A 15,906-nucleotide genomic window follows, 5' to 3' on the forward strand; every position below is an offset into this window, starting at 1 on the left:
CATGTAGTGCCCCAGAAAAAACGGAACAGAAACATCGCCCGGCGGTTGGCCCGCCGGACGATAGGTCAATCAGCGCACCGGTGGTGCGTATTGAATGCCGCCGTTGTTCCACAGAGCGTTCAGGCCACGGTCGATTTCCAGCGGGGTGCTCTTGCCGAGGTTCTTCTCGAAGATTTCGCCGTAGTTACCGACTTGCTTGACGATCTGGACGACCCAGTCCTTGCGCAGCTTCAGGTCCTTGCCATATTCACCGTCGCCGCCCAGCAGACGGGCAACATCCGGGTTCTTGGTGGACTTGGCTTCGGCTTCGACGTTCTTCGAAGTGATACCGGCTTCTTCGGTGTTGAGCAGCGCGTAGCCAACCCAACGAACGATGGCCAGCCACTCGTCGTCGCCGTTACGCACGACCGGGCCCAGAGGTTCCTTGGAAATGGTTTCCGGCAGAACCACGTAGTCCTTCGGCGAAGCCAGCTTGCTGCGCTGGGCGAACAGCTGGGACTTGTCGGAGGTCAGTACGTCGCAACGACCGGACTCCAGCGACTTGGCGCTTTCGTCGGAGGTGTCGAAGGTGATCGGGGTGTACTTCAGGCCGTTGGCGCGGAAGTAGTCGGAAACGTTCAGCTCGGTGGTGGTACCGGCTTGAATACAGATGGTCGCGCCATCCAGTTCCTTGGCACTTTTCACGCCCAGCTTGTTGTTGGCCAGGAAGCCCACGCCGTCGTAGTAAGTGATGAAGCCAGGGAATTTCAGGCCCATGCCCGCGTCACGGGAACTGGTCATGGTGGTGTTACGCGACAGGATGTCGATTTCGCCGGATTGCAGCGCGGTGAAACGCTCCTTGGCGTTCAACTGGCTGAACTTGACCTTGGTCGCGTCGCCGAATACGGCGGCGGCAACGGCACGGCAGACGTCAGCATCGATACCGAGGATCTTGCCGGTGGCATCAGGCACCGAGAAACCTGGCAAACCGTCACTCACACCGCACTGTACGAAGCCCTTCTTCTGTACGGCATCGAGGGTAGCGCCCGCTTGCGCGAAACCGCTGACACCGAGAACGGCTGCAGCAGTCACGACTGCCAGGGTGGATTTCAACATCTTCATTCAAACCTCCAGTTTGCTCTTGTTGTGTCGGAGCTAGAGTCCTGCCGCACCCTTATGAGGCGCTGTTGACCCGCGTTGGCTTATTTTTGGGTCAAGCGGCAAAGAACTTGAGCCATGAGTCTAGTGGGGGAAAATCCCCCGAGGGGCACTCATTGCTCACCAATCGGCCGAGCGGGCTTGCGCCCAGTGTGTTCGCGAAGCCTTCCCGGCCATTGGCGAACGTCAATCTGAATCCGTTACCCGGATTCGTGCTATCCCACAGCTGGCGTTAGCCTGATAGTGTTACCGCCAGGGGAGAAAGCACACACTCGAATCTCCCATAGCAAAGCCCGTACCACAGTGGTGGCTAAAGCGATTCAGCCATTGGTCAACCGAAAAACTTTCAAAGTTGCGACATATTATTAACAGATCAACCATCAGCGCACCGCAATAGCGCACTCATTCGGAGCGCACGCACATCAATGGAGCAGACATGACCGACCCACTGATCATTCACCCCGCAAAACCCGCGGATGCCTGTGTTATCTGGCTTCACGGCCTGGGCGCGGACCGCTATGACTTCCTGCCCGTGGCCGAGGCCCTGCAGGAGCGCCTGCTGACTACCCGCTTCGTGCTGCCCCAGGCACCGACCCGCGCCGTGACGATCAACGGCGGCTACGCGATGCCCAGCTGGTACGACATCCTGGCCATGAGCCCGGCCCGCTCCATCAGCTTCGAAGAGCTCGAAGCCTCCGCCGATACCGTCATCGAATTGATCGAAGCCCAGCGGGCCGCGGGGATCGACCCGTCGCGGATCTTCCTGGCCGGCTTCTCCCAGGGCGGCGCCGTGGTCCTGCACACCGCTTTCCTGAGATGGCAGGGCGCCCTGGGTGGCGTGCTCGCCCTGTCGACCTACGCCCCGACCTTCAGCGACACCCTGCAGCTTTCGGCCAGCCAGCAGCGAATTCCGGCGTACTGCCTGCACGGCCATTACGACGAGGTGGTGCAGAACGCCATGGGTCGCACGGCATACGAACACCTGAAACGCCTTGATGTCACCGTGACATGGCAGGAATACCCAATGGGGCACGAAGTGTTACCTGAGGAAATCAAGGACATCGGTACCTGGCTGGCCGATCGTTTGCGTTGATCGCCGTAACACACTACGCCGCGCCCGATTCTTGCATTACACTGGCCGGCGTACATTCCTTAACCAATTGATGAGATGACCGTGCTCAAAGCACTCAAAAAAATATTCGGTAAAAGCGAGGCTGAGCAGCTCGCACCAGGTTCCAGCGCTCCCACCCCCAGCCCAGACAGCCGCCCCGCCGGCCAACCGTCGGGGCGCGCCGAGCCTGCCGCCAAACCGAAAGCCCAGCCGGTAACTCCTTCCGTTGCGCCAGAGCAGGCCGAAAAGCCGCGCAGCGAAAAGCCCAAGGCAGAACAACCGCGCCGTGAACGAGCGCCGAAACCCAAGCCCTTGCCGTGGAAACTCGAAGACTTCATCGTCGAGCCCCAGGAAGGCAAGACCCGCTTCCATGACTTCAAGCTGTCGCCGGAACTGATGCACGCCATCCAGGACCTGGGCTTTCCTTATTGCACGCCGATCCAGGCGCAGGTGCTCGGCTATACCCTGGCCGGCAAGGACGCCATCGGGCGGGCCCAGACCGGTACCGGCAAGACCGCCGCGTTCCTGATCTCGATCATCACCCAGCTGTTGCAGACCCCGCCACCGAAAGAGCGCTACATGGGCGAGCCACGGGCGCTGATCATCGCGCCGACCCGCGAACTGGTGGTGCAGATCGCCAAGGACGCCGCCGACCTGACCAAGTACACCGGCCTCAATGTCATGCAGTTCGTCGGTGGCATGGACTTCGACAAGCAACTCAAGCACCTCGAAGCCCGCCATTGCGACATCCTCGTGGCCACTCCGGGCCGCCTGCTGGACTTCAACCAGCGCGGCGAAGTGCACCTGGACATGGTCGAGGTGATGGTGCTGGACGAGGCCGACCGCATGCTCGACATGGGCTTCATCCCCCAGGTCCGCCAGATCATTCGCCAGACTCCGCCGAAAAGCGAACGCCAGACCCTGCTGTTCTCCGCGACCTTCACCGAAGACGTGATGAACCTCGCCAAGCAGTGGACCACCGACCCGGCCATCGTCGAGATCGAATCGCAGAACGTCGCCAGCCAGAACGTCGAACAGCACATCTATGCCGTGGCCGGTGCCGACAAGTACAAGCTGCTGTACAACCTGGTCAACGACAACGGCTGGGAACGGGTCATGGTCTTCGCCAACCGCAAGGACGAAGTGCGCCGCATCGAGGAACGCCTGGTGCGTGACGGCGTCAATGCCGCCCAGCTGTCCGGCGATGTCCCGCAGCACAAGCGCATCAAGACCCTGGAAGGTTTCCGCGAAGGCAAGATCCGCGTCCTGGTCGCCACCGACGTGGCCGGTCGCGGGATTCACATCGACGGCATCAGTCACGTGATCAACTTCACCCTGCCGGAAGTGCCGGATGACTACGTGCACCGCATCGGCCGCACCGGTCGTGCCGGGGCCGACGGCGTGTCCATCAGCTTCGCCGGCGAAGATGATTCCTACCAGTTGCCATCGATCGAGGCGTTGCTGGGGCGCAAGATCAGCTGCGAAACCCCACCGACCGAACTGTTGCGCCCGGTAGTCCGCCAGCGTCCTTGACGCACACTGCCTACGCCACGCAAGAACGCCGCCTGTCCCCAGGCGGCGTTTTTTTTCGCCTGCCGATTGCTGAATCAAACTAAAAGTCCATAATAGACAAAATAGTTTATAAAAAATCCAAGGGAGCCTCCCGCATGTCCAGCCCCACCCCTTATGTGATTGCCCAACCGCAGGCCCATCGGTTACTGCAGCAACTCGACGTACCGCAGATCATGCGCAAACTCTTTCGTGATCTCGCGGCCGGCCAGGCGGTGCAACCGCCCCAGCAGTTGGTCGGTTTTCCCCAAGGTGACGGCGACTTCATCAACTACCTGGGGGTGCTGGCCGAAGAGCGTGTCTACGGCGTCAAGACCTCGCCCTACATCGTGCGCGAGCAAGGTCCACTGGTCACGGCCTGGACCCTGCTGATGTCCATGGATAGCGGCCAGCCATTGCTGCTCTGCGACGCCGGCGAGCTGACCACCGCCCGCACCGCGGCGACCACCGCCGTGGCCGTGGATGCCCTGGCCCCACTGACCGCCAGCCGCCTGGCGATAGTCGGCAGCGGCCCGGTGGCCCAGGCGCACCTGCGTTACGCCAGGAACCTGCGCGAATGGCAAGACATCCGCTTGTATTCGCCCAGCCTCGGTGCGGAGACCCGGGATCGACTGCACGGGATCGAAGCCAACCTGGAAATCGTCGACAACCTCGACGCTGCCCTGGAGGGTGCCGATGTGATCATGCTCTGCACCTCCTCCGCGACCCCGGTCATCGACCCGCGCACCCTGGGCAAGCCGGCCCTGATCACCTCCATCAGCACCAATGCACCGCGCGCCCATGAAGTCACACCGCAAGCCCTGGGCGAGATGCAGGTCTACTGCGACTACCGCAAGACCACCCCGGATTCGGCGGGAGAGATGCTGATTGCCAGCTGCAAGCACGACTGGGATGCCGAGAGCATTCGCGGCGACCTGGCCGAATTGCTCAGCGGACGGGTTCTGCGCCCGCAGTACGCGCAACACGTGTTCTTCCGATCCATCGGCCTCGGCCTGGAAGATATCGCCCTGGCCAATGCGCTCTATCATCTGCACCACAAGACTCACTGAACAGCAGACCTTGCAGGAGCCGGATTGCCGGCGATGGGGCCCGTGAGCCTTGCATTGATCTCAGGGGCGCTATCGCCGGCAAGCCGGCTCCTACAGGTTGCACGCAGTGCCGTTAGACCTATCAGCAGGAGGCCTCGAATGAACCAGGCAGACTTCATCATCATCGGCGGCGGCATTGCCGGCAAGCCGGCTCCTACAGGTTGCACGCAGTGCCGTTAGACCTATCAGCAGGAGGCCTCGAATGAACCAGGCAGACTTCATCATCATCGGCGGCGGCATTGCCGGCGCGTCCACCGGCTTCTGGCTGGCCGCGCATGGCCGGGTCATCGTGCTCGAACGCGAGTCGCACCCCGCCTACCATTCCACCGGCCGCTCGGCAGCCCTCTATACCGCCGCCTACGGCACCGCCCAGGTCCGCGCCCTGACCCTCGCCAGCCGGGACTTTTTCGACCATCCACCCGCCGGCTTCGCCGAACACCCGCTGCTCACGCCCCGCGGCGAGATGACCGTGGATTTCAACGGCGACCCGGATGAACTGCAGTCGCAATACCTGAGCGCCAAGGCCAGCGTCCCCGAGGTGCAGAAACTCAGCGCCGACGAAGCCTGCGCCCGCCTGCCGATCCTGCGCCGGGACAAGGTCCATGGCGCGCTCTACGACCCCAGTGCCAGCGATATCGACACCGATGCCCTGCACCAGGGCTACCTGCGCGGCATTCGTCGCCAGGGCGGGGAAATCCATACCGACTGCGAAGTCCTCGGCCTGGAGCGTGATACCGACGACCGATGGCAGGTGCGGACCAACGGGCAGACCTTCAGCGCCCCGGTGATCATCAACGCCGCCGGTGCCTGGGCCGACCATATCGGCCAACTGGCCGGCGCCGCTCCGCTGGGCCTGCAACCCAGGCGTCGAGCCGCCTTTATCTTCGCCCCGCCCGAAGGCCTGGAAATTCATCATTGGCCCATGCTGGTCAGCCTCGACGAATCGTTCTACATGAAGCCGGATGCCGGCATGTTCCTCGGCTCGCCGGCCAATGCCGATCCGGTCGAACCCCACGACGTGCAGCCCGAGGAACTGGACATTGCCATGGGCATTTACCAGATAGAGGAAGCCACCACCCTGAGCATCCGCCGCCCGACCCGCACCTGGGCCGGCCTGCGCAGCTTTGTCAGCGACGGTAACCTGGTGACCGGTTTCGATCCCTCGGTAACAGGCCTGTTCTGGGTGGCGGCGCAAGGTGGTTACGGCATCCAGACCTCACCCGCCATGGGTCAGGCCAGTGCCGCCCTGGTGCGCGACCTGGCCTTGCCCGCACACCTCGAACACTTCGGCCTGACCGCGGCGATGCTCTCGCCTGCCCGCCTGGGATGACGACCGCCGGCGATTACGGCACACTGCCAGCGCCCTTACCGGGGCGCTGACGCAGCCTGGAGAATGACCATGACACCCCGACAGGATCCCGCCCTGGATAATTTCCGAGCGATTGCCGACGCCATTGCCACCTTGTTCTTTCCCCATGCGGAAGTGGTGCTGCATGACTTGCGCACGCAAAAGGTCGACTACATCGCCAACAACATCTCCAAACGCGAGATCGGCGACGATGCGGCCCTGGAGGACATGCTTGACGAGGAAGTCAGCGAGCGCACTATCGGCCCCTATGAAAAGCTCAACTGGGATGGCCAGAAGATTCGCAGTGTCAGCACGGTCCTGCGCGACAGCCAGGGCACACCGCTGGCGGTGCTGTGCATCAACCTGAATATTTCTCTGTTCGAAAGCGCCAAGGCCGCGCTGGACCTGTTCCTCTCACCGAGCAAGCTGGTGCCGCAGCCGGACGCGCTGTTTCGCGATGACTGGCAGGAACGGATCAACACCTTCCTGCACAGCTGGCTGCGCCACCGACAATTGGGGCTCAACCTGCTGACCCGCGACCACAAGCGCGAGCTGGTGCTGGCCCTGTATGCCGAAGGCGCCTTCAAGGGCAAGAGCGCGGCCAACTATGTGGCCAACGTGCTGAACATGGGCCGGGCAACCGTGTACAAGCATTTGAAGGAATTGAAGACCGAAGCCTGAGAACAACCGGATCCTGATATGAACACCAAGCCTGTAGGAGCCGGCTTGCCGGCGATGGCGTCCGTTCAGGCGCTGCATGATCCATGAGGCCTCATCGCTGTAGGAACCCGGCTTGCCGGCGAAGAGGCCCTTGAAGCCGCCAAAAACTCCGCTGACAAGCCAGGCCCCTACAGGGAACGCGGTGCTTTGACACTCAGTCGCCGTAGATATCCGACTTGAAATACTTCCCTTCGATCTTCTGGTACTCGCCACTGGCGCGGATGCCGTCGATGGCCTTGTTCAGTTGGCCCAGCAACTCGCTGTTGCCCTTGCGCACGGCGATCCCGGCACCTTCGCCGACATATTTCGGATCCTTCAGTTCAGGCCCGACAAACCCGTAGCCCGCGCCCCGTGGCATCGCCAGGAAATCGCTCAACGGAATGGTGTCGGCGAAGATGCCATCCAGGCGCCCCGACGCCAGGTCCATGTAGATCTCTTCGTTGTTGCCGTAGCGCACCACCTTGATTCCCCGCGGTTCGAAGACCTCGGTGGCGTAGCGGTCAGTGGTGGTCGCGCGCTGCACGCCGATGGTCTTGCCCTTGAGGCTGACGTACTGGTCATCCACCACCGCGCCCTGCTTCATCACCAGCCGCGAGGACGTGAAGTAGTACTTGTGGGTGAAATCCACCGATTTCTTGCGCTCGTCGGTAATGGTCATCGACGACAGCGCCGCGTCGATCTTCTTGACCTTGAGCGACGGAATCAGCCCGTCGAACTCGCCCTCGACCCATTCGCACTTGACCTGCATCTGCGCGCACAAGGCATTGCCGATGTCGTAGTCGAAGCCGCCGATCTTGCCTTCGGCGGTCTTGAACGCAAACGGCGGATAGGCCGCCTCGATGCCGATACGCAAGGTCTTCTCGGCGGCGAACGGGCTGGCGCTGGCGAGCAGGCTCAGGGTAACGGCACAGATCCGGGTGAACTTCTTCATGCTGGGGCTCCCGCTGGTTATTGGAGGTGTTGTGGCACGGCAGTGGACAGAAGAGGACAAGTCTATTTTGTACTTATAAATCCATACTGGACTTTTATGTACACTCCGTCAACGAACAAATATGTCCTGCTCGAAGGTGCAAGGAGGGGAAATTGGCAGTGATTTCACGGTCGTCTTCGCGGGCAAGCCCGGCTCCTACAGTTAGCCGTCGCTCACAAAGTTTGATCGTTCCCACGCTCTGCGTGGGAATGCCTCACTGGACGCTCCGCGTCCGCTTAGGGCCCTTGAGGAAAACGCTACTTCCAGCGTTCAGCCGCCGCCTGATCGCTGTCCCGACCCTCGACCCAGCGCGGGCCTTCGGCGGTATTTTCCTTCTTCCAGAACGGCGCACGGGTCTTGAGGTAGTCCATGACGAAATTGCAGGCGTCGAATGCCGCCTGACGATGGGCGCTGGCCACGCCGACAAACACAATCGGCTCGCCCGGCTCCAGGGCGCCGACCCGGTGCAACACCTCCAGCCGGAGCAACGGCCAGCGCTGCCCCGCCTCGTCGACGATTTTCTCCAGGGCCTTCTCGGTCATGCCCGGGTAATGTTCGAGGAACATGCCCGCCACATCCCGCCCGTCATTGAAGTCGCGCACATAGCCGACAAAACCGACCACCGCGCCGACCCCTACATTGGCCGCATGCAGCGCATTGACTTCAACACCGGGATCGAAGGCCTCGGCCTGGACACGAACCGTCATGTCAGCCTCCAGTCACCGTAGGAAAAAACGCCACTTCATCGCCATCGACCAACGGCTCATCCAACGAGCACAGCTCCTGGTTGCGCGCGCACATCAGGCTCTGCTCGGCCAGCACTTCCCAGGCCCCGCCCCGCTGCAGCAGGTGCAGGCGCAACTGGTCGATATCGGCAAACCGGCCTTGGACCTGCTCGGCGTCGACCCCGAGCACCTCCCGGTAGCGGGCAAAAAACTGCACATCGAACGTCATGACGCATCCACCTGATAGTGGCCGCTCTTGCCGCCCAGCTTCTCCAGCAGGCGCACATTCTCGATGATCATGCCGCGATCCACCGCCTTGCACATGTCGTAAATCGTCAGCGCCGCGACACTGGCCGCGGTCAGCGCTTCCATTTCCACCCCGGTCTGCCCGGACAGCTTGCAGCGGGCGACGATCCGCACCGCATCGCGGCCCTCGGCGCTCAACTCGACCTTGACGCTGGTGAGCATCAGCGGATGGCAGAGGGGAATCAGTTCGGAGGTTTTCTTCGCGGCCTGGATACCGGCAATTCGCGCCACGGCAAACACATCCCCTTTCGGGTGACCGCCGCTGACAATCATTTGCAGGGTCTCGGGCAACATGCGCACCCGCGCTTCGGCCACCGCTTCGCGGAACGTCACGGCCTTGTCGGTGACGTCGACCATATTGGCGCGGCCTTGGGAATCGAGATGAGTCAGCACAGCGATACTCCTGATCAGGAGCGTCGATTGTAAACCCGCGGGTCAGCTTTGCGCGACCACCACAAACCCGAGGCGGTACGCGGACTCAATGCAGGAGCCGGCTTGCCGGCGATGGCGTGCGGATAGGCACAACAAGGCTCAAGGGCCCCATCGCCGGCAAACCGGCGCCCACAGAAAACAAGAGAGCGCACGGACAATAAAAAGGGCGGCCGCCTGGCCGCCCTTCGGTGTGGATGAAATTACAGGTGGGATTCGGCGTATTCGGCCAGGATCGAACGTGGCACGCCCTGCAGGGTGATGTGCACGCCGTTCGGGAAGTCCTTGAAACGCTCGGTCAGGTAGGTCAGCCCGGAGCTGGTCGCGGACAGGTAAGGGGTGTCGATCTGTGCCAGGTTGCCCAGGCACACCACTTTGGAACCGGCGCCGGCACGGGTGATGATGGTCTTCATCTGGTGCGGCGTGAGGTTCTGGCATTCATCGATCAGGATCAGGCTCTGCTGGAAGCTGCGACCTCGGATGTAGTTGAGGGACTTGAACTGCAACGGCACCTTGCTGAGGATATAGTCGACGCTGCCATGGGTGTTTTCGTCATCCATGTGCAAGGCTTCGAGGTTGTCGGTGATCGCCCCCAGCCAGGGTTCCATCTTCTCCGCCTCGGTGCCGGGCAGGAAGCCGATCTCCTGATCCAGGCCCTGCACGCTACGGGTCGCGATGATGCGGCGATAACGCTTGCTGACCATGGTCTGCTCGATGGCAGCCGCCAGGGCCAGGATGGTTTTCCCGGAACCGGCGGCGCCGGTCAGGTTGACCAGGTGGATATCCGGATCGAGCAGCGCGAACAGCGCCAGGCTCTGGTAGATGTCACGCGGCTTCAGGCCCCAGGCCTCCTGGTGCAACAGGGGCTCCTGATGCAGATCGAGGATCAACAGCACATCGGCACTGATCTCCTTGACCCAGCCGACAAACCCTTGCTCATCGATGATGAATTCGTTGACGTGCACGGCCGGCAGGTTGTCGGTCATTTGCACCTGGTGCCAGGTGCGCCCATGGTCCTGACGGGTCTCGACCTTGCTGACACGGTCCCAGAAAGAGCCGACCACATTGTGGAAGCCCTTGGGCAGCAGGTCGATGTCGTCGACCAACTGGTCGGTGCTGTAGTCCTCGGACGCGATACCGCAGGCGCGCGCCTTGAGGCGCATGTTGATGTCTTTGGTCACCAGCACCAGGCGCAGCCCCTTGTCGCGCGCGTGCATGTCGACCAACTGGTTGATGATGATGTTGTCGTTGAGGTTTTCCGGCAGCAACACGTTGGGTTCGCTGCGCTTGCTCATCAGGATCGACAGCAAGCCCTTGGGCCCACTCTTGCCGCGCTGGATCGGCACCCCCAGCTCGACATCCTCGGGGCTGGCGTCACCCAGGGTCTTGTCGATCAGACGGATCGCCTGGCGACATTCGGAAGCCACGCTGTGGTGGCCGCTCTTGAGCTTGTCGAGTTCCTCCAGGACGGTCATCGGGATGGCGACGTGGTGTTCTTCGAAGTTGAGCAGTGCGTTTGGATCGTGGATCAGTACGTTGGTATCGAGCACGTAAAGGATTGGCTGGTTGGAAGAAGGAGTGCGTCCGTGATCATCCATACTCGGTCACCTTTGTGGGAGCCAGTCGACGCGAGACCTTGACGGTATCGCGCCTCGAAGTGACCGCCGAATTCGCCTGGAGGGGACAGGCGCTCTGTGCACAAGGTAGGGCCTTGGGAGACGCCACCTGTGTCGCAGGTTTCGGCGGTCTGACTCCGTAATACCGCAAAACCCGTTACAGGAAAAAGCACTTTGACGCTTTTTTGAAGTTTATTTTTCAGAGTGACGAATAGCCCTTGGCGAGCCGGCCCGACACCGTTAAAGTCGGAAGTCCGCCTGCATCGAATTTCACTCGAAATTTCCTACAAGCCCAGCAAATACGGGCCTCTCGCTCTTCCTATCGAAACGCCTCACTGCAGTCTTTCCAGCCAAGCCCGCTTTGCGCGGTCTGCCTGAGCAGCCAGGGCAATGCACCGAGGGCCTTGTCCTGGGTGTCATGGAAGACGATCACGCCACGGCGCCACAACAGCATCAGGGTCAGCACCCGTTGGGCCGATTGTTCGGCGGTGAGCTTGCCGGTGGCGTCGGCGGAATCGATATCCCACAACACCACCTGCAACCCCTCGGACTTGAAGAATGCCCCGCTGTCCGCCTGGCGCTGCCCGTAGGGCGGACGGAACAATGGCTGGTAGCTCTGCGGCAACACGCGTTGCGCCAGCATGGCGCTGCGCTGGACCGAGTCCTGCCAGTCCTGCCAATGGCTGTGGGAACGATATTGCCAGCCCTGGATGCCCACGCACTGTTCTTTATAGAGGTCGCGCACGGCCATGATCGAGGTCCTGTCCACCCGCGCCTGCAAGGCACTGCCGAGGACAAAGAACAGACCGTTCATCTTTTGCCGGCGCAGGTATTCGGCCAGTTCGTCGGTGTTACCCGCCGAAACGCCCGGACCGCCGTCGAAGCTCAGCAGGAACAGTCGGTCATGGAACGCCTCGCCGTTACGCTCCGGCTCGCCGAACAGGGCGATTTCGCTACTGGTCTGGGGAAACAGTGCGGCCAGGCGCAGCAGTTCATCCAGATAACGCTCATGAAACGCCCGGCTCGGTTCGGCCCAGCGTGCATAGAAGGAATCCTCGGCCACCCGGAACTTGCCGGCCTGCTCACGCAGGCTGTCCATGTCCTCGATGTAATAACAGAAGGAAGCGTCCTGCTCGCAGCTCTGCTGGGCGAAATTGTAGTTCTCCAGCAGACGCTGCCAGAGACGGGCGCGCACCCGGTTGATCGACGCCAGGTTGATCTGCTTGAGGCCCAGGCGTTGCTTGAGCGCCGCCTCGTCGGTCATTTCGCTGACCAGCAGGGCGTGGGCAAACGTGAGGATTTCCGCCCGCGAGGCGACATCGAACAGCGCCGGGCTGCTCAGTTGTTCGGGCCAGGTGCCGCGATCCACGGTCGCTGCGTCGTTCGGCGCGGCGACGGCAGCGAGACAGGCCAGCAGGGTCGAGAAGAAAAGAACGATACGCAAAAGGGTGACTCCATTTCAGAACCCGCCGCGCACTATAGCCGATCTGCTGGCCGAGGCCTTTGTGGTGCCTGTCATGACCCTATCGCCGGCAAGCCGGCTCCTACAGTTGTCCGTCGCGCGCAAGATTTGTGGACGCAAAAAAACTGTAGGAGCCGGCTTGCCGGCGATGGGGCCCTCAAGATCACCAAATACCTCCCGGACAAACCACACAGCGGCTATCGCCATCATAGGTGGAGTCAAACCGCCCAAGCCCCTAGAATCCCCCGACGATTACAGGAGACGACTTCATGCTGATGGTGATTTCCCCCGCCAAGACCCTCGATTTCGAAACACCACCGGTGACGAAACGCTTCACCCAGCCGCAATACCTCGACCACTCCCAGGAGCTGATCGAACAACTGCGCACCCTCAGCCCGGCGCAGATCAGCGAGCTGATGCATGTTTCCGACAAGATCGGCGGCCTCAACGCCGCGCGCTTCGGCAGCTGGAACCCGGCCTTTACCCCGGACAACGCCAAGCAGGCCCTGCTGGCCTTCAAGGGCGATGTCTACACCGGCCTGCACGCCGAAGACTTCAGCGACGCCGACTTCGACTTCACCCAGACCCACCTGCGCATGCTCTCCGGCCTCTACGGCCTGTTGCGCCCGCTGGACCTGATGCAGCCCTATCGCCTGGAAATGGGCACCAAGTTCGCCAACGCCCGAGGCAAGGACCTCTATGCCTTCTGGGGCACGCGCATCAGCGAATGGCTGAACGAAGCCCTGGCCGAACAGGGCGACGACGTGCTGCTGAACCTGGCCTCGAACGAATACTTCTCGGCGGTCAAGCGCCCAGCCCTGAAGGCGCGGATCATCAACACCGAATTCCGTGACCAGAAGAACGGCCAGTACAAGATCATCAGCTTCTATGCGAAAAAAGCCCGCGGCATGATGGCCCGCTTCGTGATCAGAGAACGCCTCAAGAACCCCGAGCAATTACAGACGTTCGACGAACAAGGCTACCGATTCAGCAGCGAACTCTCCAAGCCCGACAACCTGGTGTTCCTGCGCGATCACGCCCCCGAGTAGCCCCTCCCCGATCGCTGCCGATCGTTCCCACGCTCCGCGTGGGAATGCAGCCCGTGACGCTCTGCGTCACCTCAAGAGCGTCCAGTGAGGCACCGGGCGCATCCACCAGACATTTCTGTTACCCTGCACCTACTCGGTGCATTACACGCAATGTGTAATCCTCCGGCGAACCACCCGCCTTCTCCCTCCCGCCGCACCCAAAAATCAAATATTTGACGTCAATAAAATGACTGTAACAACCATGAAAATTCTTTCACTCGACATTTCGATTTTTTTTGCGTAGTGGCACCAGAATTTTTTTCCCATAGTGGCATACAACCATCTAGGCATTTTTCGTCCCCGTAACTAAAGGGCGAAACGGAAAGTGCTATCAATATGAAAGCAGTGCCATCTTTCATAATATTTCAAAAATTTTCGAAAACAGGATGAGCGGACAGGAACTTATGTTCCAAAGCATTGCTCATACCACCCGTAACGATTCTCGGAGAATTTGTAAGAGATGACTTACGTGGAGGCGGGATGACATGTTTAAGTTGCCATCAGCGACTTACAACCGCAGCCCACAGTTTGAACTCAATCAAAAGGACAGGAGATACGCACCATTAATATCCCCTATACAGGCCAAGGCTGGCCCTCAGACAAAGCACTTGCACGTGACTTATAACCTGTTGATTCACAAGGCTCCAGCGCGGACATAACAGAGTTTCGAGCACACTGGCAAGGGTCTTCCCGATGAAGGCCGGCCACATGAAGGGGCATGTCCCCGATAACAAGGCCATGTTTCGCACAACTTGAGTGCAATTATTTAGCCACTCGACACTTATATGCCTGCACTCGGGGAAGTGACTTCATATGGTCACACTTCGAGAGCACTACGGTTACTGGCTACATTAACTCCGGCCATTTAATGGCGTGATTAAGATAGAGGTAAATGCGATGCGCATTAGCATATTTGGTTTGGGTTACGTCGGTGCAGTGTGTGCCGGTTGCCTGTCTGCACGGGGCCATGATGTCGTTGGCGTGGATATTTCCAAAGACAAGATCGACCTGATCAACAGCGGCAAATCGCCGATTGTCGAACCGGGTCTGGAAGCGCTGTTGGCGCAGGGTATTTCCAGTGGTCGACTGCGCGGCACCACCGATTTTGCCGAAGCGATTCGCGCCACCGACCTGTCGATGCTGTGCGTCGGCACGCCCAGCAAGAAGAACGGTGATCTGGAGCTGAACTACATCGAATCGGTATGCCGCGAAATCGGCTTTGTCCTGCGTGACAAGACCACCCGCCACACCATCGTCGTGCGCAGCACCGTACTGCCAGGCACCGTGAAGAACGTGGTGATCCCGATCCTCGAAGACTGTTCGGGCAAAAAGGCCGGCGTCGACTTCGGTGTCGCGGTCAACCCCGAGTTCCTGCGCGAAAGCACCGCGATCAAGGACTACGACTTCCCGCCGATGACCGTCATCGGTGAATTCGACAGTGCTTCCGGCGACGTCCTGCAAGCCCTCTACGAAGAACTCGATGCCCCGATCATCCGCAAGGACATCGAAGTCGCCGAGATGATCAAGTACACCTGCAACGTCTGGCACGCCACCAAGGTGACCTTCGCCAACGAGATCGGCAACATCGCCAAGGCCGTCGGCGTCGACGGTCGCGAAGTGATGGACGTGGTCTGCCAGGACAAGACCCTCAACCTGTCCCAGTACTACATGCGTCCGGGCTTTGCCTTCGGCGGCTCCTGCCTGCCCAAGGACGTCCGCGCCCTGACCTACCGCGCCGGCTCCCTGGACGTCGAATCGCCGCTGCTCAACTCGCTGATGCGCAGCAACGAGAGCCAGGTGCAGAACGCCTTCGACATCGTCGCCAGCCATGACAAGCGCAAGGTCGCCCTGCTCGGCCTGAGCTTCAAGGCCGGCACCGACGACCTGCGCGAAAGCCCGCTGGTGGAACTGGCGGAAATGCTCATCGGCAAAGGCTTCGACCTGAGCATCTACGACAAGAACGTCGAGTACGCCCGTGTCCACGGCGCGAACAGGGACTACATCGAATCGAAGATTCCCCACGTGTCGTCCCTGCTCAACGCCGACTTCGACTCGGTGATCGATAACAGCGACGTGATCATCCTCGGCAACCGTGACGAGAAGTTCCGCGCCCTGGCGGAGAACGCCCCACACGGCAAGCAGGTCATCGACCTGGTCGGCTTCATGTCCAAGGCCACCAGTGCGAGTGGCCGGACCGAAGGGATTTGTTGGTAAACCAACAGCAACCGCTGCGCGGTTGATCGCCAGCGAACCGGCTCCTGCAGCAAGGCCGCAGTCACCTTAGGAGCCGGCTTGCCGGCGATGGCGTCCGAAAGGACGCATTGCCTGCCTTAACCC

14 protein-coding genes are annotated in these 15,906 nt (G+C 60.9%); 7 read left to right on the forward strand and 7 right to left on the reverse strand.

Annotation, left to right across the window (positions count from 1 at the left end; all coding sequences use genetic code 11):
- Window positions 1-69 precede the first annotated feature (69 nt).
- On the reverse strand, window positions 70-1,101 hold the full coding sequence (locus HX851_RS26580; RefSeq protein ID WP_017124100.1) for an amino acid ABC transporter substrate-binding protein: 1,032 nt from the start codon (window positions 1,099-1,101) through the stop codon (window positions 70-72).
- Window positions 1,102-1,573: 472 nt separating this feature from the next.
- On the opposite strand from HX851_RS26580, the gene HX851_RS26585 reads away from it, so the two are divergent.
- The 5 genes from HX851_RS26585 (at window position 1,574) to HX851_RS26605 (ending at window position 6,934) form a co-directional block, all read left to right on the forward strand.
- The gene (locus HX851_RS26585) at window positions 1,574-2,230 is read left to right on the forward strand and encodes an alpha/beta hydrolase (RefSeq protein WP_017124101.1); all 657 of its coding nucleotides are present in this window, start codon (window positions 1,574-1,576) and stop codon (window positions 2,228-2,230) included.
- Window positions 2,231-2,305: 75 nt separating this feature from the next.
- Entirely contained in the window at window positions 2,306-3,781 is a 1,476-nt protein-coding gene (gene rhlB / locus HX851_RS26590) for an ATP-dependent RNA helicase RhlB (RefSeq protein ID WP_042934517.1), read from the forward strand.
- A gap of 134 nt (window positions 3,782-3,915) precedes the next feature.
- Window positions 3,916-4,866 (forward strand): ornithine cyclodeaminase family protein, encoded by a 951-nt coding sequence (locus HX851_RS26595; protein ID WP_017124103.1) that lies wholly within the window; start codon window positions 3,916-3,918, stop codon window positions 4,864-4,866.
- 241 nt (window positions 4,867-5,107) lie between these two features.
- Window positions 5,108-6,235, forward strand: a complete 1,128-nt coding sequence (locus HX851_RS26600; RefSeq protein ID WP_017124104.1) for an NAD(P)/FAD-dependent oxidoreductase — start codon at window positions 5,108-5,110, stop codon at window positions 6,233-6,235.
- Window positions 6,236-6,304: 69 nt separating this feature from the next.
- The gene (locus tag HX851_RS26605) at window positions 6,305-6,934 is read left to right on the forward strand and encodes a helix-turn-helix transcriptional regulator (protein WP_177061773.1); all 630 of its coding nucleotides are present in this window, start codon (window positions 6,305-6,307) and stop codon (window positions 6,932-6,934) included.
- Between the two features lie 193 nt (window positions 6,935-7,127).
- On the opposite strand, the gene HX851_RS26610 is transcribed toward HX851_RS26605, so the two are convergent.
- The 6 genes from HX851_RS26610 to HX851_RS26635 all read right to left on the reverse strand — a co-directional run bounded on the left by HX851_RS26610 (window position 7,128) and on the right by HX851_RS26635 (window position 12,463).
- Window positions 7,128-7,904, reverse strand: coding sequence for an ABC transporter substrate-binding protein (locus tag HX851_RS26610; protein ID WP_177061771.1), 777 nt, complete (start codon window positions 7,902-7,904; stop codon window positions 7,128-7,130).
- Between the two features lie 296 nt (window positions 7,905-8,200).
- Window positions 8,201-8,650 carry a molybdopterin synthase catalytic subunit MoaE gene (moaE, locus tag HX851_RS26615; protein WP_177064418.1) on the reverse strand — a complete coding sequence of 150 codons (450 nt, stop codon included), beginning with the start codon at window positions 8,648-8,650 and terminating at the stop codon, window positions 8,201-8,203.
- Between the two features lies 1 nt (window position 8,651).
- Window positions 8,652-8,897: a MoaD/ThiS family protein gene (locus tag HX851_RS26620; RefSeq protein WP_177061767.1), complete on the reverse strand. Its 246-nt coding sequence runs from the start codon at window positions 8,895-8,897 to the stop codon at window positions 8,652-8,654.
- A complete protein-coding gene (gene moaC / locus HX851_RS26625) occupies window positions 8,894-9,367 on the reverse strand; it encodes a cyclic pyranopterin monophosphate synthase MoaC (protein WP_177061766.1) in 474 nt (157 codons plus the stop codon). The genes HX851_RS26620 and moaC overlap by 4 nt, the downstream gene beginning before the upstream one ends.
- 239 nt (window positions 9,368-9,606) lie before the next feature.
- A complete protein-coding gene (locus HX851_RS26630; RefSeq protein WP_177061764.1) occupies window positions 9,607-11,001 on the reverse strand; it encodes a PhoH family protein in 1,395 nt (464 codons plus the stop codon).
- A gap of 337 nt (window positions 11,002-11,338) precedes the next feature.
- Window positions 11,339-12,463 carry a polysaccharide deacetylase family protein gene (locus tag HX851_RS26635; RefSeq protein ID WP_177061762.1) on the reverse strand — a complete coding sequence of 375 codons (1,125 nt, stop codon included), beginning with the start codon at window positions 12,461-12,463 and terminating at the stop codon, window positions 11,339-11,341.
- A 287-nt stretch (window positions 12,464-12,750) separates the two neighbouring features.
- Here HX851_RS26635 and yaaA point away from each other — a divergent pair, with 287 nt between their 5' ends.
- Together yaaA and HX851_RS26645 are read left to right on the forward strand one after the other, a co-directional pair.
- Window positions 12,751-13,530, forward strand: coding sequence for a peroxide stress protein YaaA (gene yaaA, locus HX851_RS26640; protein ID WP_177064417.1), 780 nt, complete (start codon window positions 12,751-12,753; stop codon window positions 13,528-13,530).
- 936 nt (window positions 13,531-14,466) lie between these two features.
- A complete protein-coding gene (locus tag HX851_RS26645; protein ID WP_177061758.1) occupies window positions 14,467-15,783 on the forward strand; it encodes a nucleotide sugar dehydrogenase in 1,317 nt (438 codons plus the stop codon).
- The last annotated feature ends 123 nt before the right edge of the window (window positions 15,784-15,906 follow it).

It is taken from the genome of Pseudomonas gingeri (assembly GCF_013385635.1).
GTDB classification, from domain to species: Bacteria; Pseudomonadota; Gammaproteobacteria; order Pseudomonadales; family Pseudomonadaceae; genus Aquipseudomonas; species Aquipseudomonas gingeri_A.